This window comes from Paracoccus versutus (assembly GCF_000763885.1).
GTDB classification, from domain to species: domain Bacteria; phylum Pseudomonadota; class Alphaproteobacteria; order Rhodobacterales; family Rhodobacteraceae; genus Paracoccus; species Paracoccus versutus.
Map to the genome: position 1 here is coordinate 67,105 of NZ_JRKO01000018.1, position 18,891 is coordinate 85,995.

Genomic DNA, 18,891 nt, shown 5'->3' on the forward strand with positions numbered 1-18,891 from the left:
GCTCAGCTGTCGTAGTCGATCACGTGGCGCAGTTGCTTTTCGAACTCCAGCGCCTTGCCGGTGCCCAGCGCCACGCAGCTCATCGGCTGATCGGCCAGGCTGATCATCAGCCCGGTCTGCTCGCGCAGCGCCAGGTCCAGCTCGCCCAGCATGGCGCCGCCGCCGGTCAGCATGACGCCGCGGTCCACGATGTCGGCGGCCAGGTCCGGCGGCGTCGCCTCCAGCGCCACCATCACCGATTCGCAGATCTGCTGCACCGGCTCGGACAGCGCCTCGGCGACCATGGCCTGGGTGATCTCCATCTCTTTCGGGATGCCGTTCAGCAGGTCGCGGCCGCGCACCATGATCGCGGCGCCGCGCCCGTCGTCGGGCATGCGCGCGGTGCCGATCTGGGTCTTGATCCGCTCGGCCGTCGATTCGCCGATCAGCAGGTTGTGGTTGCGGCGCAGATAGTTGATCAGCGCATCGTCCATCCGGTCGCCGCCGATGCGGACCGAGCGCGCATAGACCACGTCGCCCAGGGACAGAACCGCGACCTCGGTGGTGCCGCCGCCGATGTCGACGACCATGCTGCCGGTCGGCTCGGTGATGGGCATGCCGGCACCGATGGCGGCCGCGATCGGCTCGGCGATCAGCCCGGCGCGGCGTGCGCCGGCCGAAAGCACCGACTGGCGGATGGCGCGTTTCTCGACCGGGGTGGCGCCATGGGGCACGCAGATGATGACCTTGGGCTTCGAGAAGGTGGTGCGCCGGAATACCTTCTTGATGAAATGCTTGATCATTTCCTCGGCGCTGTCGAAATCGGCGATGACGCCCTCGCGCATCGGCCGGATCGCCTCGATGCTGCCCGGCGTGCGGCCCAGCATCAGCTTGGCGTCCTCGCCCACCGCCAGCACCTGCTTCTTGCCGTCCTTGACGTGATAGGCGACGACCGAAGGCTCGTTCAGGATGATGCCCTTGCCCTTGACGTAGATCAGCGTATTCGCGGTCCCCAGGTCGATCGCGATATCGGTGGAAAACAACCCGCCAAAGGCCATGTGAACTACCCCTTCCGCCGTCCCTGCCAAGACGGCATTCCTGCCGCCCTTTTTGCGCGCGGCCATTGCCCGATTGCCCCGGCGAGTCGCCCCGCCGAAGGTGCTGGACATATAGGCCGAGCCTCGGCTCGGGGAAACCGGAAAATGATGCGCCGCCCGGTCGCGCCGATGTTTCGCGGGCAGGCGCCGCGCACGCTTGACCGGGCGGCGCGGGCTGCTAGGCTGCCGCCGGTTCGGGTCACGAGGAAAGGGCAGGGTTTGCAGGATGTTATCGTGGGGATCTGCCGCTTTTCCTTCCTGGGCCGGTGCGACTGGGCCGGGACCGCGGGGCAGGGGGCCGGCGCGCCCGAGCTTCTGGCGCAGCGCGGCGCCCTGCTTTATTCGCCCGAGCGCCTGGAGCGCCGCTTCGCCGCCTTCGAGACGCTGTGCCTGCCCTCGGTCAAGGCCCAGACCGACGGGGATTTCCGCTTCTGGCTGCTGACCTCGCCCGAGATGCCGCGCCCCTGGCTGGAGCGGCTGCGCGACCTGTGCGCCGGCGTGCCGCAGATCCGGCTGATCGTCTCGGACAAGCGCGAGACGGTGAACGCGCTGCGCGAGCCCCTGCGCGAGGCGGCCGAGGCGGCGGGCCGGCCGGTGATCCAGTTCCGCGTCGATGACGACGACGCCTTCAGCCGCCATCACGTCGCCCGCATCCGCCGCCACGCCCGGCGCTTTGCCGACCTGCCGGCCTTTGCCATCAGCTATCCGCAGGGGCTGGTCATGGGCAGCTACCAGGGCGAGCCGATCAGCTACTGGCGGGCGCACCAGCCCTTCCTGGGCGCGGGGGCGGCGGTGCGCATGCGCGGGCCGGGGCGCTGCATCTATGCCTACAACCATTTCCAGTTGCCCAAGCATTTCCCGGCCTTCACCGACGTCGGGGGCCTGGGCTACGTCCAGACCCGCTGGGACGAGGGCGATTCCGTCGCCACCATCGTCGCCAGGTTCCCGAAATGGTTCCAGCAGCTCGATCCGGCCGAGTTCCAGCGCGAACTGGCCGAGGATTTTCCCTTCCTGCAAGGCATCGACCTGGGTTTCGTCGAACGCAAGGGGGCGGCCTGACCGCCCCCCGCCTTGCCGCGGCGGTCAGTGCGAATACATGCTGACCTGCTTGGCGTCGGCGCCTTCGCCGACCATGTCGCGACGCACCTTCAGCCGGTTCAGCGCGCCCACATAGGCCTTGACGCTGGCCAGGATGGTGTCGGTGTCCGAGGCCTGGCCGGTGGCGATGCGCCCCTCTTCCTCCATGCGCACGCTGACGGTGGCCTGGGCATCGGTGCCCTCGGTCACGGCATGGACCTGGTAGAGCTGCAGATGCGCCCGGTGCGGCCAGATCGACTTGACGGCGTTGAAACAGGCATCGACCGGGCCGTCGCCGGTGGCATGGACGGCCTTTTCCTCGCCGCCGACCAGCAGGACCAGGTCGGCCGATTGCCCGTCGCTGCCGCAGACTACGCGCAGGTGCTTGACTTGCAGGTGGTCGTCCTCGGTATTGGCCGCCGCATCCTGGACCAGCGCGACCAGGTCGTCGTCGTAGACCTCCTTCTTGCGGTCGGCCAGGGCCTTGAAGCGGACGAAGACGTCCTTCAACTGGTTGTCGCCCAGCTCATAGCCCAGGTCCTTCAGCTTGGCGCGCAGCGCGGCGCGGCCGGAATGCTTGCCCATGGCGATATTGGCCTCGTTCAGGCCGATGTCGGCGGGCTTCATGATCTCGAAGGTCTCGACGTTCTTCAGCACCCCGTCCTGGTGGATGCCGGATTCGTGCAGGAAGGCGTTCTTGCCCACCACCGCCTTGTTCGGCTGCACCAGGAAGCCCGAGGCCTGCGACACCCGACGCGACAAGCCCATGATCCGGGTGGTGTCGATGCCGGTGGTATAGGGCATGATGTCGTGGCGCACCTTCAGCGCCATCACCACCTCTTCCAGCGCGGTGTTGCCGGCGCGCTCGCCCAAACCGTTGATGGTGCATTCGACCTGGCGCGCGCCCGCCTCGACCGCGGCCAGCGAGTTCGCGGTCGCCATGCCCAGGTCGTTGTGGCAATGGGTGGCGAAGACGACGCCGTCCGCGCCCGGCACCCGCTCCAGCAGCATGCGGATCAGCGCGGCGGATTCGCGCGGCGCGGTATAGCCGACGGTATCGGGGATGTTGATGGTGGTGGCGCCGCATCTGATGGCGATCTCGACCACCCGGCACAGGTAGTCGTGCTCGGTCCGGGTCGCGTCCATGGCCGACCATTGCACGTTGTCGCACAGGTTGCGGGCATGGGTCACGGTGTCGTGGATGCGCTCGGCCATCTGGTCCATGTCCAGGTTGGGGATGGCGCGATGCAGGGGCGAGGTGCCGATGAAGGTGTGGATGCGCGGGTGCTTCGCGTGCTTCACCGCCTCCCAGCAGCGGTCGATGTCGGGGATCTGCGCCCGCGCCAGGCCGCAGATCACCGCGTTCTTCGCGCGCTTGGCGATTTCGGAAACGGCGGCGAAATCGCCCTCCGAGGCGATGGGGAAACCGGCCTCGATGATGTCGACGCCCATCTCGTCCAGCATCTCGGCGATGTCCAGCTTTTCGGTATGGCTCATGGTGGCGCCGGGCGATTGCTCGCCGTCGCGCAGGGTGGTGTCAAAGATCAATACGCGGTTCGGATCGGTCATTTCGGGAATCCTTCTTCATGTGCTCACGGGAGACCGGGCACGAACCTGACTGAGCGGCGGCCCGGAAGACCCGCTCAGCGCAGCGTAAGAAGAAGGAGACCGCGGCGGTTCACGGCGATGCGCGCGCGGTCATGCGCGTGCGGGGCCGTGGCAATGATCTGCTGCATCCGAGTCATGGCGCGGACTATAAGACCCGCCCCGCCGGCTTGGAAAGGCAAAAAACACGCCCCCGGCATTTTCCCGACTCGAAACCCTCGGGGGGCGCCGCCGCCCCGCACCGCCCCCGAACTTCTTCGTTCTTCAAATACCCATGCGCCCCGTGCCGCTGGCGCGGCGGCTCAAAGCGCGCGCCAGCCGATGTCGCGCCGGCAGAAGCCCTCTGGCCAGTCGATGCCGTCGACAAGCGCATAGGCGCGGGCGTGCGCCTCGGCCAGCGTCGCGCCGCGCCCGGTCGCGGCCAGCACCCGGCCGCCGGTGGCGACGATCTGCCCGTCACTCCGCGCGGTCCCGGCATGGAAGACCATGCGGAAACTGTCCTCGGCCAGCGCATCCAGCCCGCGGATCACGCTGCCCTTCTCATAGCTGCCGGGATAGCCCCTGGCGGCCAGCACCACGGTCAGGGCGTGGTCGTCGGCCCAGCTGACCGTCATCCTGCCGAGCCGGCCCTCGGCGCAGGCCAGGATCAGGTCCAGCGCCTGCGCGCCCAGCCGCATCATCAGCACCTGGCATTCCGGGTCGCCGAAGCGGACATTGTATTCCACCAGCCGCGCCCGGCCGTCCTCGATCATCAGCCCGGCATAAAGCACGCCCTGGAAGGGCGTGCCGCGCCGCGCCATCTCGGCCACGGTGGGGCGCACGATCTCGGCCATCACCTGGTCCTGGATGTCTTGGGTCAGCACCGGGGCGGGGGAATAGGCGCCCATGCCGCCGGTGTTCGGCCCGGCATCGCCGTCGAAGGCGCGCTTGTGGTCCTGGGCGGTGCCGATGGGCAGGCAGTCCGTCCCGTCGCAGAGGACGAAGAAGCTCGCCTCCTCGCCGGCCATGAACTCCTCGATCACCACCTCGGCCCCGGCCGCGCCGAAGGCGCCGCCGAAGGCGTCGTCGACGGCGGCGACGGCTTCGTCCTCGGTCATGGCCACGGTCACGCCCTTGCCGGCGGCCAGCCCGTCGGCCTTGACGACGATGGGCGCGCCTTTCCCGCGGATATAGGCGCGCGCCGGCTCGGCCGCGTCGAAGCGCGCCCAGGCGGCGGTCGGCGCGCCGCAGGCGTCGCAGACCTCCTTGGTGAAGCTTTTCGAGGCCTCCAGCATCGCCGCCGCCCTGGACGGGCCAAAGACCAGGATGCCGGCCGCGCGCAATTCGTCGGCGACACCGGCCGCCAGCGGCGCCTCGGGGCCGATCACCACCAGGTCGATGGCGTTTTCCTCGCAAAAGCCGATCACGGCGGGGCCGGACAGGATGTCCAGCTCGGCCAGCCGCGCCAGCGGCTCCATCCCGGCATTGCCCGGCGCCACGAACAGCCGGTCGCATTTCGGATTCTGCCGGATCGCCCAGGCCAGCGCATGTTCGCGCCCGCCGCTGCCGAGGATCAGGATGTTCATGCGGAAAGGCCCCTTTGCGAATGGTCCCGCGCCTTCTAGGAACTGGCCCGCGCCGGATCAATACCCCAAGCCCCTTGATCCTGCCCGCGGCCCGCGCCACAACCGGGGACATGGAACTCTTCGAAGACGCAGCCCCCAGCAATATCCACGAATTCACCGTCTCCGAGATCTCGGGCGCGGTGAAGCGCGTGCTCGAGGGCGAGTTCGGCCGCGTCCGCGTGCGCGGCGAGATCGGCCGCGTCTCGCGCCCCTCGTCGGGGCATGTCTATTTCGACCTCAAGGACGACCGCGCGGTGATCGCCGCCGTGACCTGGAAGGGGCAGGCCGCGCGGCTCTCCACCCGCCCCGAGGAGGGGATCGAGGTCATCGCCACCGGCCGGCTGACGACGTTCCCCGGCCAGTCGAAATACCAGCTCATCGTCGAGGAGATCGAGCCTGCCGGCGCCGGCGCGCTGATGATGATGCTGGAGAAGCGCCGCAAGGCGCTGGCGGCCGAGGGGCTGTTCGACGAATCGCGCAAGCGCCCGCTGCCCTATCTGCCGCGGGTGATCGGCGTCGTCACCTCGCCCTCGGGCGCAGTGATCCGCGACATCCTGCACCGGCTCCGCGACCGCTTCCCGACGCGGGTGCTGATCTGGCCGGTGGCGGTGCAGGGCGAGGGCTGCGCGCCGCAGGTCACGGCCGCGATCCAGGGCTTCAACGCGCTGCCCCAGGGCGGGGCGATCCCGCGCCCCGACCTGATCATCGTCGCGCGCGGCGGCGGCAGCCTGGAAGACCTGTGGGGCTTCAACGAGGAGGCGGTGGTCCGTGCCGCCGCCGCCAGCGAGATCCCGCTGATCTCGGCCGTGGGGCACGAGACCGACACCACGCTGATCGACTTCGCCTCGGACCGCCGGGCGCCGACGCCCACCGCCGCGGCCGAGATGGCGGTGCCGGTGCGCGCCGAACTGGCTGCCCGGCTGGCCGAGATCCGGGCCCGGATGATGCGCGCCGCCCAGGCCCGCAACCAGCGCCAGCGCCAGCGGCTGACCGACCTGGGCCGCGCGCTTGGCCGGCCGCAGGCGCTGACCGATCCGGCGCGGCAACGCTTCGACCTGTTCGCCGAGCGGCTTGAGCCGGCGCTGCGCGGTTTCGTGCGTGCCCGCCGCGACCGGCTGAACGCCCTGCCGCTGTCGCTGTCGGCGCTGCGCACCATGCTGCGCAGCCGGCGCGAGGCGTTGCAGGCGCAGGGGCAGCGGCTGCCGCTTTGCCTTGCGCGGCTTGGCCGGAGCCGGGCCGAGCGCCTGGCCGAGCTGGGCAACCGGCTGGAGCGTGCCCGCGCGCGGATGCTGGCCGATGCCGCGCGCCAGACCCGGCGCGACCGCGACATGCTGGACCGGCTGGCCGCAAGGCTTGCCGCTGCCGCCGCGCGCATGCTGCCGCCCCGCCGCGAGGCGCTGGAGCGGCTGGATCGCCTGCGCCAGACGCTGGGCTATCGCGAGACCCTGCGCCGCGGATTCGCCGTCGTGCATGGCCCCTCGGGCCTGCTGACCCAGGCGGCCGAGGCGGCGCAGACCCCGCGATTCGAGATCGAGTTCCTGGACGGTCGGCTGGCGGCGCGCCCCGACGCGCCCCCGGCAAAGCCCGCCCGCAAGCCGCCCGAACCCAAGGGGCAGAAATCGCTTTTCTAGGCGGCCCGGTCCGAGGGCAGGTGCGGGCAGGCGCTGGCGGGTGCGGGAAACCGCCGCGCGGGCGGGGCTTTTCTCTGGCGGCGCGATGACCTATCTGCGGCATGAAGCGCAAGGAAGGCACCCATGGCCAAGATCACTTACATCGAGCACAACGGCACCGTCCACGAAATCGACGTCAAACCCGGCATGACCGTGATGGAGGGCGCGCGCGACAACGGCGTACCCGGCATCGACGCGGATTGCGGCGGCGCCTGCGCCTGTTCGACCTGCCATGTCTATGTGGCGCCGGAATGGGTGGACCGGCTGCCGCCCAGGGATCCGATGGAAGAGGACATGCTGGACTTCGCCTGGCAGCCCGATCCGGTGCGCTCGCGCCTGACCTGCCAGATCAAGGTGACGCCGGAACTCGACGGCCTGGTGGTGAACCTGCCCGAACGCCAGATCTGAGCGGACCGGCCCGCCGCTCAGGCCTTTTCGCTGGCGGCGGGTGCGGATGCGGGCGCATTGGCCCGGACCAGGTTGCCCATGAACTCGGTGAATATCCGTTCGGCAAGTTCGCGCGTCGAGCGGCCGTCGCCGTCGAACCAGGGATCGGTGCTGCGGGTCACGAACATCATGTTGCCGCCCTTGACCAGGCAATGCAGCATCATGGTCGAGATCTCGATGTCGGTATCGGGGGACAGGATGCCCAGCCGCTGCGCCTCGGACAGCTTGCGGTGATAGAGGTCGCGCATCGAGCTGGTGTAGCGATGCAAGGCGCTGTCGGGCTTGATCGGGCCGCAAAGCCCATCGACCAGAAGCCGGAACAGCGTCGGATTGGCCTCGGCCCAGCCCAGATAGCTGTGGGCGATCGAATGCATCTGTTCGATCGGGTCGCTGGTATTGGCCTGGATCACGCCCTCGCGCAGCGCATCGTTGAGCAGGGTGACGGCGTGATAGATCAGCCCCTCATGCAGTTCCTCGGTCGAACTGAACATGCTGCGGATCTCGTCCTCGCTCGCCTCGGTGCGCGGGGCAAGCTCGGCGAGATCCACGGGAAGCTGACCGGTTTCCTCCAGATGCTGCTGGGCGGCGAAGATCAAGCTTTGATAGATATTGCCCCGGCCTTCCATCAGCCGCTCCTGAAACAATTCGTCTCAAATCTAGCAGAGTTTTTCCGCCGCGAAAGCCTGTAATCCCAAGCGGCGGAAAGAAGCTCAACCCTCGGCGCGGGACTGGCGCTTGCGTTCGTGCGGGTCCAGGTGACGCTTGCGCAGGCGGATGCTTTTCGGCGTGACCTCGACCAGCTCGTCATTGTCGATATAGGCGATGGCCTCTTCCAGCGACATGCGCACCGGGGGCGTCAGCCGCACCGCCTCGTCCGTGCCCGAGGCGCGCACGTTGGTCAGCTTCTTGCCCTTGAGCGGGTTCACTTCCAGGTCGTTGTCGCGCGAATGCTCGCCGATGATCATGCCCTGGTAGACCTGTTCCTGCGCGCCGATGAACATCTTGCCGCGCTCTTCCAGGTTCCACAGCGCATAGGCGACGGAAACCCCGTCCTCCATGGAAATCAGCACGCCCTGCCGGCGGCCCTGGATCGGGCCCTTGTAGGGCGCCCAGCTGTGGAAGATGCGGTTCAGCACGCCGTTGCCGCGGGTGTCGGTCATGAACTCGCCCTGATAGCCGATCAGCCCGCGCGAGGGCACATGGGCGACGATGCGGGTCTTGCCATGGCCTGCGGGCTTCATCTCGACCAGGTCGCCCTTGCGGGCGCCGGTCAGCTTGTCGATGACCGCGCCGGTGTATTCGTCGTCGACGTCGATGATGGCTTCCTCGATCGGCTCCAGCCGGACGCCGTCCTCGTCGCGGAAGATCACGCGCGGGCGCGAGATCGACAGCTCGAACCCCTCGCGGCGCATGTTCTCGATCAGCACGCCCATCTGCAATTCGCCGCGGCCCGAGACGACGAAGGCGTCGCCGCCCGGCGTGTCCTCGACCTTGATGGCGACATTGGTCTCGGCCTCTTTCATCAGCCGTTCGCGAATCACCCGCGACTGCACCTTGTTGCCGTCGCGGCCCGCCAGCGGGCTGTCGTTGATGCCGAAGGTGACGCTGATCGTCGGCGGGTCGATGGGCTGGGCGGGCAGGGGGGTCTCCACCTCGGGCGCGCAGAGCGTATCGGCCACGGTCGCCTTCGACATGCCGGCGATGGTGACGATGTCGCCCGCCACCGCCTCGTCGATGGGCTGCTGGTTCAGGCCGCGGAAGGCCAGCACCTTCGAGATGCGGAACTGCTCGATGCGCTCGCCGTCGCGCGACAGCGCCTTGATCGTGTCGCCGGCCTTGGCGCGGCCGGCCTCGACCCGGCCGGTCAGGATGCGGCCGATGAACGGGTCGGCGCCCAGCGTGGTCGCCAGCATCTGGAAGGGCTCGTCCTGGCGCGCGATCTGCTTGGGCGCCTCGACATGGCGCAGCACCAGGTCGAACAGTGCCGACATGTCCTTGCGCGGCCCTTCCAGCGTCTCGTCGGCCCAGCCGCCGATGCCTGAGGCGTAAAGATGGGGGAAATCAAGCTGTTCGTCGCTTGCGCCCAGGTTCGCGAACAGGTCGAACACCTCGTCCAGCGCCTTGTCCGGGTCGGCGGCGGGCTTGTCCACCTTGTTCAGCACCACGATGGGCCGCAGCCCCAGGGCGAGCGCCTTGGAGGTCACGAACTTGGTCTGCGGCATCGGGCCCTCGGCGGCATCGACCAGCAGGCAGACGCCATCGACCATCGACAGGATGCGCTCGACCTCGCCGCCGAAATCGGCGTGGCCGGGCGTGTCCACGATATTGATGCGGGTGCCCTTCCACTCGACCGAGGTCGCCTTGGCCAGGATGGTGATGCCGCGCTCGCGCTCGATGTCGTTGCTGTCCATCACCCGCTCGGCCACGGCCTGGTTTTCGCGGAAACTGCCCGATTGCTTCAGAAGCTGATCGACCAGGGTCGTCTTGCCATGGTCGACATGGGCGATGATCGCGATATTGCGGATGTCCATAGGGGGCCTTTTTCAGAATTTGCGCCCCCGGTAACGCAGAGGGGCGCGAAAGGCCAGCGCCAATCGCAGGCCCGATGTCAGCGCAGGCCCAGGAGCCCGAGGATGAACAGCACCACGACGACAAGGCCGACGAGATAGATGATCGAGTTCATGACGGATTCCTCCCCTGGGCCGGCCGGGCGGGATATCCGCCCGATCGCTGGCTGTCGCATGGGAAACCCGCCGCGGCGGCCAAGGTTCCAGCCCGATGGCAATCAGGCATCCGGCGGGGCCAGTGATTCGATGAGCGGCCGGATGCCCGAGAGGTCGTAGCCGGCCCGAGCCGCGGTATCGAGCAGGTCGGCAACCGGCTCCTGCCCGGCGCGGGCCAGTGCCCAGAGCACGGTCGAGCGGTTGCCGGACCGGCAATAGGCCAGCTTGGGTCCGGGCGTGGCCAGGGCCTCGGCCTGGGCCGAGATCATCTGCGGCGTGATCTGGCCGGGGGTGAAGGGGTTGAAGTGATATTCCATCCCCGCCGCCTCGGCCGCCGCGCGCATCGCCTCGTGATCCTCGTCCGGGCCGACCTCTTCGTCGGGGCGGTTGTTGATCAGCACGCGAAAGCCGGCCTCGGCCAGGGCCGGCAGATCCTCGGGGCGGATCTGGGCCGCGACGGCCAGGTCGGGGGTCAGTTGTCGAAGGTCCATGCAGGGTTCCCTTGGCTGCGGTCGGGCCGCGACGGCGGCATGTGGCGACGGTTCCTTGCGTTTTGCCGTTCTGTCAAGCGCCATGGCGCCGGACGGGCCTAGCCGACCGCGCCTAGCCGACCGCGGACGTCTCTTCGACCAGCAGCGGCAGGTGGGCGAAATCGTCGAAGGTGCCGTGATGCGTCATCTGCTCGACCGGGGTCTTGCGATAGCCGCGGGTGAATAGCAGGAAGGGCACGCCGGTGTTGCTGGCGCATTCCTCGTCGAATTCGCTGTCGCCGACATAGACCCCGCGCAGCCTGTCGGGGTCGGCGCCCAGCCCGGCGAAGGCCGCGCGCAGGGGCGCCGGATCGGGCTTGCGCTGGGGCAGGGAATCGCCGCCCACCACGGCGCCGAACAGCTGCGCGATGCCGAAATGGTCCAGGATCGCCCGCGTCGGCCCCAGCGGCTTGTTGGTGCAAAGCCCCAGGGGATAGCCGCGATCGGCCAGGATCCCCAGCGCCTCGGCGACATTGGGATAAAGCCGGGTCAGGCCGGTCGCGTCGTGATAGCGGGTCATGAACGAGGCGACGAGGTCGCGATGCGCCTCGACCGGCAGCGCGGTGGTGCCGATGACGCGCCGCCACAGCAGGTCGACGCCGCCGCCGACGAAGCCGCGCACCTGGTCCAGCGTCAGGGGCGCCACGCCATGCAGGCGCAAGACCGCGTTCACGCAGGCATGGATGTCGGGCACGCTGTCGATCAGCGTGCCGTCAAGGTCGAAAACCACGGGGCAGGGGGCAAAGCAGATGTTCATTCAAGCCTTCCATTTGATCGAGCAACCCATCGAGGCCACCTGTTCGCGCGGGCCCTGCCCGGTTTCGGCGATCTGCGCCATGGCCGCGAACAGTTCGCGCGGGGCGTCCGGCGGTGCCGGATTGCGGCCCGAGGCGTCCAGCCTGCCGCGATACTGCAATTCGCCCGCGGCATTGTAGCCGAAGAAATCCGGCGTGCATTCGGCGCCATAGGCGCGCGCGACATCCTGGCTTTCGTCATAGAGATAAGGAAAGGTGAAGCCGTGTTTCCGGGCCTCGGCCTTCATCTGCTCGGGCCCGTCCTGGGGATATTCGCCGACGTCGTTGGCCGAGATCGCCACGACGCCCACGCCCAGCTGCTGCAATTCGGCGGCGTCGCGCCGGATGCGGTCGATGACGGCCTGCACATAGGGGCAATGGTTGCAGATGAACATGACCAGCGTGCCGCGCGGCCCGGCGATGTCGCCGAACGAGAACATGCGCCCATCGGGATCAGGCAGGGTGAAGTCCGGCGCCCTGGCACCGAAATCGCAAACCGGAGGACGAACGGCCATGGGCTCTCCTTGCTCGTGACCGCCGCTGGGTCTTGCGGGCGGTGGCTGTGGAAATTTGCGGTGGATTCGTCTGGCAGACTATGATGCGGAAAAGCGGAAAGGAAGTGCCTGCGCCGGACCTGGCCAATAGGTCGCAGGTCGCATGGGCTTGTGCGGTTGGGTTCTAGGCTGATTTTATTTACATAATACGGATTATGGGTGAAGCTCATGTAGAAGGGGTGGATTCTATTTTGAATCGCGACCAGCCATGGTTTTCAGGCAGTTGCAATTCAAGGAGAAGCCCTCTTGGCCTCGCATCTCAGCTTCGATGAACGGGCACGGTCGGCCGGACCCCCGTGGTCAATGTCTCGCTTGGCTGTCCAGAGGACATCCGGTGGGGTGTCCATGGAAGCAGACCTTACCGTGCACCAGGTTCGCGTCTAGGCGGTTCTTTTCGTCGCATTGGGAAGCACAGGCGCGGTCGTGGTTCTCGCTGGGATCAGTCTCGACGCATCCTGGCGGCTAATATGGCGGCCAGGTGCAGGGCTTCGAGCGGGTTTTCCAGCGTCCGGAGCACATTGTGTAGGCTGACCGACATGTCCTGGGCGGTACCTACGGTCACAACCAGGTAGAGGCCTATTACAACCCCTTTGTCGCAAAGACCGGCATTACCGTCGTCTCGCTGGACAGCGACGATCCGGCGACCCGACGCCATCCCGCTGCCTCGTGTTGACGATGCCGGAAGGCCGGATTCCGCCGACCGTCTGCCGATGAATCTTGTGTTGGCGCAGGGGCCTGGGCCTTAATCCCTGCATGACGGAAACGCGGCGGACCTCTCTGTTTCGGCGTCTGAGGCTACGACTGGCCGCCTCGATCGGGGTTGCGGCTGCGGTGCTCGTCGGTCTCTGGCTCCAGGTCGAGGAGGCAAGGGCGCCACGGGATCCGCCCGAGGTCGCGGCCGGCGAGCCGGTCGATCTGGGCCGGGTCGAGATCACGCCGCTGGCCTTGACGCTGGCACCGCCCAGGCGCGAGGGCGAGCCCGAGCGGCTGCTGCTGCGCGCCCGGCTGCTGAACCTGACCGGAGAGAGCCAGGTCGCCGTCTTCGGCTTTCCGCCGCACCCGCCCGCGCTTGCGGCCGGCGGCGTCGCCTGGCCCGAGCCGGAGATCACGCTGGACCGCGACGGCGAGTTGCTGGTGCAGCTGCATCCGCGCCTGGCCGAGCGGGTGACGCTGGCCTGGCAGGTGCCGCCGGACTGGCAGCCCGGCCCGGTCTCGCTGACCTTCCACCGGCAGACCTTCAAGCTCAGGGACAATCTCTATGGCAAGGCGAGCTGGCTGCTGTTCCAGCCTGTCGCCCGCATGTCCATGGTCCCGGAGGGGGCGCCATGATCCGCGCCGGCAGCATCGCTCTCGTGCTGGCCGGGGCCGCGTTGCTGGGCGCGATGATGCAGACCGCGCCCGACTACAACAGCGTCGTGCAGCCGTTTCCCAATGCCGTCGCGGCGGGCGCGACGGGCGAGGCGCGCAGCTTCCGCGCCCGCTTCACCGGCCTGCGCCTGGCCGATCGCATCGCCTTTCGCCGCTATGGCCGCGACCTGGTCCGCGCCAGCGACGGCGTGTTCCTGATCGCCGAGATCGAGGCCGAGGCCATTGGGATCTCGCAACGCCTCGACGCCGTCTGGCAGGGCGCGAGCGGGCGGCGCTATGCGCTGTCCCGTCGCGCCGAGGACATTCCGCGCGGGCTGGAAAGCCGCTGGTTCCAGCCCGGCCTGGGCAACCACGCCGTTGCGGTCTTCGAGCTGCCCGAGGACGAGGTGGCGGGGGGCGCGCTGGTGTTGACGGGCAGCTTCACCGCGGTTTTCGACAGCGCCCTGCACCTGGCCCCGCCGGCCCTGCCCGAGCGCCAGCCGATCATCCGGTTCGAGCCATGAGACCTCTCATGAGACATCTGCTGTGGATCCTCCTTGCCGCGGTCCTGCTGCTCGCCAACGTGGTGGTCGGGGGCTGGACCGAGATCACCGACCTGCGCCGCGCCCGCGAATGGCGGGTGGTGCAGGCCGGCGAGGCGGGGGCCGAGTTGCGCGGCGTGCATGTCCGGGTCGATCAGGTCTGGGCGGGAAGCGCGCCCAACCTGTCCGAGCGGGCGCTGGTGCTGGTCCGTCTGGCGCTGCGCGGTCCCGAGGCGGCGCGGCAGGGCTGGGCCGGTTGCGACATCAGACTGCGCGACGCGGCGGATCGGGTCTGGCTGCCGCTGATCAGCGCCGATTCCGAGGGTGCCGTCCGGGTGCTTTCCCCCGATGGCGAGAGCAAGGGGCGCTGCAACCCCATTCCCTATGACGCGCCGCCGGACGGGCAGGAATTCCTGTCGGACCAGCTTTTCCTGGTGCCCTCCGAATTGCTGAAGGGTGCGCGGCTGCGCGTCTCGGCCTGGGGGACGCGGCCCGAGGCGCTGGAATTCGCGGTCAAGCCGGTTCTGCGCGATCTGCAGTAGCGGCGCGAGCCGCCTGCGCCCGTCCGGCCAGCTCCAACCCGGCGGCAAGGATGCAGAACTGCAGGACGCAGACCACCACGCCCTGCTGCGGCTGGCCCGGCGCGCCGAACAGCAGGCCCAGCGGATATTGCGCCACCTGCCAGACCGACAGGTCCTGCGGCCCGATCAGCTCGGCCAGCCCGACCCAGGCCCAGCGGCCCGCCCAGTCGGCCAGCCGCCACAGCACCAGCACCGAGACGGTCAGCGCGAAGCCCGCCGACCCGGCCAGCAGCACGCCGTTCGCCACCGCATGCCAGCGCTTGACCAGCCCGACCCAGAAATGCCCGAGGAAGTCGGTCAGCGGCTTTGGCAGCCCCTGCCAGCGGTCCAGCACCTTGCCGGCTGATCGCCGCGTTTCCTCGGCCATCATGTTCAGGTCGTGGCCATAGACGATGGCGCCGAGGTTGAACCAGATCAGCGGCAGCAGCGCATACCAGAACAGCCGCTCCAGCCAGGGCCACGGCTGGAAGACGGGCGGCCAGTCCACCGGGCGGCGCGCGGCATCGACCACCTCGGCCGCGGCCGGCGGAAACAGGTTCTGCCAGAATTCGCCCGGCGAGGGCAGCTGGGCCAGCCATGCGACGAAGCCCTCCTGCCAGCCCGAGATGACGTAAAGGCCCAGCACCGCCCAGCTCGCCTCGCAGGCCACGACCAGCAGCGGCCAGATCCCGGCCTCGCTGCGCTTGTGCATGGCCTTGGCGCCACGCCGGACCGCCCAGATCAGCAGCACGGCCACCACCACCCAGAGCGTGCTCTGCACCTCGAGCGCGGTGGGCGCCCGCTCGGGCGAGACGTCCGAGAAGTCGATGCGCTCCATCGAGGTGGAAAGGAACGCCTTGGAATAGTCGCGCAGCGTGTTCCCGAGCAGGCCCCAGCCGGCATAATAGCCGTAGAACGGGATCAGCACCGCCAGAAGCGCCCCGGCCAGCATGCCGATGCCCGGAGCCTCGGCAGCGCCTTCCCCGGCGGGCGGCGCCTCGCGGCGGCGCCTTGCGCGAAAGCGCAGCACCGGCAGCCCGTCGCGCAGGATGACGAACATGGCGACGAACAGCACCAGCTGCAGCAGGATCACCGGCACCAGCGCGATCAGCCCGGCCAGCCGGTCGGCGAAGCCGATCTCGACCGCCAGCATCATCAGCACGGTGCCCAGCAGCCCGCCCGCCAGCCAGGTGGCGGCCAGCACCGCGCCGTAGTTCCGAAACAGCCGCGCCGCCAGCAGGACATGCTGGCGCAGGATATGCAGATCCCCGGTCATGGCCGCAGGATTGCAGGATCGCCCGCGCATCGCAAGCCGGGTTCAGGACTGGGCGTCATCGGCGTGGACGGCCAAGGCCACTCGGCGCCGCCCCCCACATTGATCAGGATCGCGACCAGGATCATTGCAGGCATCCATCACCCAGCCTAAAATAGATGGGCGACCTCTGGCGCCGGGACAAAGCGCCAGTTCCTGCGCGGCCCTGCCATGACGTTGAGGTAGTAGAGCTCGAAGCCGTATGGGGCGCCGCAGGGGTGGTGGCCGCGGGGGACCAGGGTGACGTCGCCGTCGCGCACCGCCATCATCTCGTCCAGCGACCCGTCGTCGGTATAGACCCGCTGCACCGCCCAGCCGGTGGCCGGGTTCAGGCGATGGTAATAGGTCTCCTCCAGATAGGTGATGCGGGGGAAGTCGTCCTCGTCGTGCCGGTGGCTCGGGTAGCTCGACCAGTGGCCGGCAGGGGTGAAGACCTCGGTGACCAGCAGGCTGTCGCAGAAATCCTCGGCCTCCATGGCGATGTTGTTGATGAAGCGGGTGTTCGTGCCCTCGCCGCGCTGGGTCAGGGTGATGCCCTCGGGGCCGATGCGGCGCGCTGCGTGCCCGCCTTTCCCCGGCGCCGAGCAGACGGCGATGGTGCAGTCGGTCTCGGCCTCGGCCGCCCAGTCCTGGCCGTTCGGGACATAGAGGCAATGCGGTGGCGTCTTCTCGAAGACATCCATCCGGTCCCCCAGCACGCCCCAGTCCTGCCCGGCGGCCCGAAACCTGGCCTTGCCCTCGACCATGACCAGGATGACCTCGTTGCCGCCGGTATCCTCGGTCGCGGTCTCGCCGGGACCCAGCCGGTAAAGGCCGAAGCTGACATATTTCCAGCCGGCGGATTGCGGCGTGACGTCGTAGATCTTGCCTTTCGTGGCAGGCGGTCTCAGCAGCAGGTCGCTCATCTGTCTCCCCCGAGTGGGTTGAATGTCACGAAAAAGCGCCAGCCCGCGTAAAGCCCGATGGCGACAAAGATCACCCCGAAGAAGGGCGCGCCCGAGAGGAATTCGAACAGCCCCCAGCCCAGGGCCAGTGCGACCAGCAGCAGCCGGATCCAGAACGGGCGATAGAACATGTCGTCAAGATCGAACATCGTCAGACCTTTGGGTTCAGATCAGGTCAGCGCGCCTTTTCGCGCGCCTCGTCCCAGATCTTGCACAGGTTTTGATAGCGTTCGGCCATCTCCTCGACCGCCGCTGCGTCGTCCATATCACCCTTCAGCCAGTCCCGCGCGACCTCGCCGAAGATCGTGCGGCCGACGGCAAAGCCCTTGACCAGCGGAAAGCCGGCCGCGACCTGGAAGCTGGCGGCCAGTTCCGCTTCGGGGGCGTCGAGGCCCAGGACGACGATGCCGCGGGTGTGGCGGTCGTGCTCCTCGATCGCGGCGATGGCGTTGGCCCAGGCCGCGCGGCTCTGCATCGGCTCGAGCTTCCACCAGTCGGGATAGACGCCGATGGCGTAGAACTGCCGGATCAGCGTGGCGGTGGTCTGCTCGTCCACCGGCCCGACCTTGGAGGGGATGATCTCCAGCAGGAATTCCAGCCCGTTGCGACGGGCGGCCGTGAACAGGCGCTTGACCGTGGCCTCCTGCGCGGCGCGGGTTTCCGCGTCATCATCGGGATGGCAGAAGCACAGCACCTTGACCACCTGCTCGCGCGCCCATTCGGACAGGCCGCCGCAATCCGGGCCCAGGTCCGGCTCCAGCTGCAGCGGCCGCGAGCCCGGCCATTCGCAGGGCCGCCCGATCCACAGCCCCGTCCCCGAGGCCGCATGCAGCGCCCGCCGCCCGATGCGGTCGTCGCAGAGGATGCCATGACCGGGCCGCCCGTCAGCAACCTTCAGGGCGGCTTGCAGGCACAGTTCCTTGAACGCGCCGCCCTTTGCCGGCGTGTAGCCTTCCATCTCCTCCAGCTGCGCGCGGTGGTCGAAGGCAAAGACCCGCATGGTGGACCAGTCGCCGCCCATCCGGCCCTGGCGGTTGGTTGACCAATGGATCTGCTCCAGCTCGGCATCGTTGCGCAGGTCCGGCCGCAGCACCCCGCGCCTGAGGAAGAATTCCAGTTCCGCCAGCGACGGATAGGCCGGCGTGCAGCCGTGGCGCGAGACCGCGAAGGCGCCGCAGGCATTGGCGTATTCCAGCGTGCGCGGCCAGTCCTCGCCGTCGAGCCAGCCCTTCATCAGCCCCGAGAAGAAGCCGTCGCCCGCCCCCAGCACGTTGAAGACCTCGATGGGGAAGCCGGGGCCGGCCTGGCCTTCGTCGAGGCTGTCCGGGATCGCGCCCTCGAAGGCCACCGCGCCCGCTGCGCCGCGCTTGCAGACCAGCGTGGCGGTGCTGACCGCGCGGACCGCGCGCAGCGCCGCGATGGTGTCGGTGGTGCCGCCGGCGATGTGGAATTCCTCTTCGGTGCCGACGATCAGGTCGAAAAGGTGCAGGGTGGATTGCAGCTTCGCGGTCACCGAGGCGCTTTCCACGAAGCGGCTCTCGCCCGCGCCATGCCCGGCCACGCCCCAGAGGTTCGGGCGATAGTCGATGTCCAGCGCCGTCCGCGCGCCGTGCCTGCGCGCCAGCGCCAGCGCCTTCAGCACCGCCGCCTCGGTGCGCGGATGGCTCAGATGCGTGCCGGTCGCCAGCACCGAGCGCGCCTCGGCGATGAAGCTTTCGTCGATGTCGGCCTCGCTCAGCGCCATGTCGGCGCAGTTCTCGCGGTAGAAGATCAGCGGGAAGCTGTCCTCGTCGCGGATCCCCAGCAGCACCAGCGCCGTCAGCCGCTCGGGATCGGTCGCGACGCCGCGGGTGTCGACGCCTTCGCGGGCCAGCTGCTCGCGGATGAACCGGCCCATATGCTCGTCGCCCACCCTTGTGATCACCGCCGCGCGCAGCCCCAGCCGCGCCGTGCCGCAGGCGATGTTGGTCGGAGAACCGCCGATATACTTCGCAAACGACCCCATGTCCTCCAAACGACCGCCAACCTGCTGGCCATAGAGATCGACCGACGAACGGCCGAGCGTGATTAAGTCTAGCGTCTTCATGGTTCCCCCTCCCCCGACCG

At 68.6% G+C, this 18,891-nt stretch carries 19 protein-coding genes; 6 read left to right on the top strand and 13 right to left on the bottom strand.

Annotation, left to right across the window (positions count from 1 at the left end):
- Positions 1 to 2: 2 nt before the first annotated feature.
- A complete protein-coding gene (locus IT40_RS09930) occupies positions 3 to 1,037 on the bottom strand; it encodes a rod shape-determining protein (protein ID WP_036753983.1) in 1,035 nt (344 codons plus the stop codon).
- A gap of 273 nt (positions 1,038 to 1,310) precedes the next feature.
- Here IT40_RS09930 and IT40_RS09935 point away from each other — a divergent pair, with 273 nt between their 5' ends.
- On the top strand, positions 1,311 to 2,135 hold the full coding sequence (locus tag IT40_RS09935; RefSeq protein ID WP_243700102.1) for a putative rhamnosyl transferase: 825 nt from the start codon (positions 1,311 to 1,313) through the stop codon (positions 2,133 to 2,135).
- Positions 2,136 to 2,159: 24 nt separating this feature from the next.
- On the opposite strand, the gene IT40_RS09940 is transcribed toward IT40_RS09935, so the two are convergent.
- Together IT40_RS09940 and purD are read right to left on the bottom strand one after the other, a co-directional pair.
- The gene (locus IT40_RS09940) at positions 2,160 to 3,722 is read right to left on the bottom strand and encodes a 2-isopropylmalate synthase (RefSeq protein WP_036753989.1); all 1,563 of its coding nucleotides are present in this window, start codon (positions 3,720 to 3,722) and stop codon (positions 2,160 to 2,162) included.
- Positions 3,723 to 4,060: 338 nt separating this feature from the next.
- Positions 4,061 to 5,323 (bottom strand): phosphoribosylamine--glycine ligase, encoded by a 1,263-nt coding sequence (gene purD / locus IT40_RS09945; protein ID WP_036753992.1) that lies wholly within the window; start codon positions 5,321 to 5,323, stop codon positions 4,061 to 4,063.
- Positions 5,324 to 5,433: 110 nt separating this feature from the next.
- On the opposite strand from purD, the gene xseA reads away from it, so the two are divergent.
- Positions 5,434 to 6,993 carry an exodeoxyribonuclease VII large subunit gene (gene xseA / locus IT40_RS09950; protein WP_036753994.1) on the top strand — a complete coding sequence of 520 codons (1,560 nt, stop codon included), beginning with the start codon at positions 5,434 to 5,436 and terminating at the stop codon, positions 6,991 to 6,993.
- 123 nt (positions 6,994 to 7,116) lie between these two features.
- Entirely contained in the window at positions 7,117 to 7,440 is a 324-nt protein-coding gene (locus IT40_RS09955; RefSeq protein WP_024844753.1) for a 2Fe-2S iron-sulfur cluster-binding protein, read from the top strand.
- A gap of 17 nt (positions 7,441 to 7,457) precedes the next feature.
- On the opposite strand, the gene IT40_RS09960 is transcribed toward IT40_RS09955, so the two are convergent.
- The 6 genes from IT40_RS09960 to IT40_RS09980 all read right to left on the bottom strand — a co-directional run bounded on the left by IT40_RS09960 (position 7,458) and on the right by IT40_RS09980 (position 12,041).
- Positions 7,458 to 8,105, bottom strand: coding sequence for a TetR/AcrR family transcriptional regulator (locus IT40_RS09960; RefSeq protein WP_036754071.1), 648 nt, complete (start codon positions 8,103 to 8,105; stop codon positions 7,458 to 7,460).
- Between the two features lie 84 nt (positions 8,106 to 8,189).
- Positions 8,190 to 10,010, bottom strand: coding sequence for a translational GTPase TypA (gene typA, locus IT40_RS09965; protein WP_036753998.1), 1,821 nt, complete (start codon positions 10,008 to 10,010; stop codon positions 8,190 to 8,192).
- A gap of 77 nt (positions 10,011 to 10,087) precedes the next feature.
- Positions 10,088 to 10,222, bottom strand: a complete 135-nt coding sequence (locus IT40_RS30450; protein ID WP_255469680.1) for a hypothetical protein — start codon at positions 10,220 to 10,222, stop codon at positions 10,088 to 10,090.
- 42 nt (positions 10,223 to 10,264) lie between these two features.
- A complete protein-coding gene (locus IT40_RS09970) occupies positions 10,265 to 10,693 on the bottom strand; it encodes a protein tyrosine phosphatase family protein (RefSeq protein WP_036754001.1) in 429 nt (142 codons plus the stop codon).
- A gap of 112 nt (positions 10,694 to 10,805) precedes the next feature.
- Positions 10,806 to 11,489 (bottom strand): phosphoglycolate phosphatase, encoded by a 684-nt coding sequence (gph, locus tag IT40_RS09975; protein ID WP_036754003.1) that lies wholly within the window; start codon positions 11,487 to 11,489, stop codon positions 10,806 to 10,808.
- Positions 11,490 to 12,041, bottom strand: coding sequence for a thioredoxin family protein (locus tag IT40_RS09980; RefSeq protein WP_036754006.1), 552 nt, complete (start codon positions 12,039 to 12,041; stop codon positions 11,490 to 11,492).
- Between the two features lie 870 nt (positions 12,042 to 12,911).
- On the opposite strand from IT40_RS09980, the gene IT40_RS09990 reads away from it, so the two are divergent.
- The 3 genes from IT40_RS09990 to IT40_RS10000 are packed head-to-tail and all read left to right on the top strand — an operon-like array spanning position 12,912 to position 14,511.
- Positions 12,912 to 13,409 (top strand): hypothetical protein, encoded by a 498-nt coding sequence (locus tag IT40_RS09990; RefSeq protein ID WP_052095849.1) that lies wholly within the window; start codon positions 12,912 to 12,914, stop codon positions 13,407 to 13,409.
- On the top strand, positions 13,406 to 13,951 hold the full coding sequence (locus IT40_RS26735) for a hypothetical protein (protein ID WP_052095850.1): 546 nt from the start codon (positions 13,406 to 13,408) through the stop codon (positions 13,949 to 13,951). Before IT40_RS09990 ends, IT40_RS26735 begins: the two co-directional genes overlap by 4 nt.
- 8 nt (positions 13,952 to 13,959) lie before the next feature.
- Complete coding sequence (locus IT40_RS10000) at positions 13,960 to 14,511, top strand: hypothetical protein (protein ID WP_036754015.1); 552 nt, start codon at positions 13,960 to 13,962, stop codon at positions 14,509 to 14,511.
- Here IT40_RS10000 and IT40_RS10005 read toward each other — a convergent pair.
- The 4 genes from IT40_RS10005 to IT40_RS10020 all read right to left on the bottom strand — a co-directional run bounded on the left by IT40_RS10005 (position 14,483) and on the right by IT40_RS10020 (position 18,871).
- The gene (locus IT40_RS10005; RefSeq protein WP_052095851.1) at positions 14,483 to 15,805 is read right to left on the bottom strand and encodes a hypothetical protein; all 1,323 of its coding nucleotides are present in this window, start codon (positions 15,803 to 15,805) and stop codon (positions 14,483 to 14,485) included. The genes IT40_RS10000 and IT40_RS10005 overlap by 29 nt on opposite strands.
- Before the next feature lie 146 nt (positions 15,806 to 15,951).
- Entirely contained in the window at positions 15,952 to 16,746 is a 795-nt protein-coding gene (gene iolB, locus IT40_RS10010) for a 5-deoxy-glucuronate isomerase (RefSeq protein WP_036754019.1), read from the bottom strand.
- Positions 16,743 to 16,934 (bottom strand): hypothetical protein, encoded by a 192-nt coding sequence (locus IT40_RS10015; protein WP_036754022.1) that lies wholly within the window; start codon positions 16,932 to 16,934, stop codon positions 16,743 to 16,745. The genes iolB and IT40_RS10015 overlap by 4 nt, the downstream gene beginning before the upstream one ends.
- A 26-nt stretch (positions 16,935 to 16,960) precedes the next feature.
- Positions 16,961 to 18,871, bottom strand: coding sequence for a bifunctional 5-dehydro-2-deoxygluconokinase/5-dehydro-2-deoxyphosphogluconate aldolase (locus tag IT40_RS10020; RefSeq protein WP_036754025.1), 1,911 nt, complete (start codon positions 18,869 to 18,871; stop codon positions 16,961 to 16,963).
- Positions 18,872 to 18,891: the final 20 nt, after the last annotated feature.

Bases quoted from the DNA above. Each gene is read 5' to 3' on its own strand.
- IT40_RS09930 (WP_036753983.1), bottom strand. From the start codon at position 1,037: ATGGCCTTTGGCGGGTTGTTTTCCACCGATATCGCGATCGACCTGGGG.
- IT40_RS09940 (WP_036753989.1), bottom strand. From the start codon at position 3,722: ATGACCGATCCGAACCGCGTATTGATCTTTGACACCACCCTGCGCGAC.
- purD (WP_036753992.1), bottom strand. From the start codon at position 5,323: ATGAACATCCTGATCCTCGGCAGCGGCGGGCGCGAACATGCGCTGGCC.
- xseA (WP_036753994.1), top strand. From the start codon at position 5,434: ATGGAACTCTTCGAAGACGCAGCCCCCAGCAATATCCACGAATTCACC.
- IT40_RS09955 (WP_024844753.1), top strand. From the start codon at position 7,117: ATGGCCAAGATCACTTACATCGAGCACAACGGCACCGTCCACGAAATC.
- IT40_RS09960 (WP_036754071.1), bottom strand. From the start codon at position 8,105: ATGGAAGGCCGGGGCAATATCTATCAAAGCTTGATCTTCGCCGCCCAG.
- typA (WP_036753998.1), bottom strand. From the start codon at position 10,010: ATGGACATCCGCAATATCGCGATCATCGCCCATGTCGACCATGGCAAG.
- IT40_RS30450 (WP_255469680.1), bottom strand. From the start codon at position 10,222: ATGCGACAGCCAGCGATCGGGCGGATATCCCGCCCGGCCGGCCCAGGG.
- IT40_RS09970 (WP_036754001.1), bottom strand. From the start codon at position 10,693: ATGGACCTTCGACAACTGACCCCCGACCTGGCCGTCGCGGCCCAGATC.
- gph (WP_036754003.1), bottom strand. From the start codon at position 11,489: ATGAACATCTGCTTTGCCCCCTGCCCCGTGGTTTTCGACCTTGACGGC.
- IT40_RS09980 (WP_036754006.1), bottom strand. From the start codon at position 12,041: ATGGCCGTTCGTCCTCCGGTTTGCGATTTCGGTGCCAGGGCGCCGGAC.
- IT40_RS26735 (WP_052095850.1), top strand. From the start codon at position 13,406: ATGATCCGCGCCGGCAGCATCGCTCTCGTGCTGGCCGGGGCCGCGTTG.
- IT40_RS10000 (WP_036754015.1), top strand. From the start codon at position 13,960: ATGAGACATCTGCTGTGGATCCTCCTTGCCGCGGTCCTGCTGCTCGCC.
- IT40_RS10005 (WP_052095851.1), bottom strand. From the start codon at position 15,805: ATGACCGGGGATCTGCATATCCTGCGCCAGCATGTCCTGCTGGCGGCG.
- iolB (WP_036754019.1), bottom strand. From the start codon at position 16,746: ATGAGCGACCTGCTGCTGAGACCGCCTGCCACGAAAGGCAAGATCTAC.
- IT40_RS10015 (WP_036754022.1), bottom strand. From the start codon at position 16,934: ATGTTCGATCTTGACGACATGTTCTATCGCCCGTTCTGGATCCGGCTG.
- IT40_RS10020 (WP_036754025.1), bottom strand. From the start codon at position 18,871: ATGAAGACGCTAGACTTAATCACGCTCGGCCGTTCGTCGGTCGATCTC.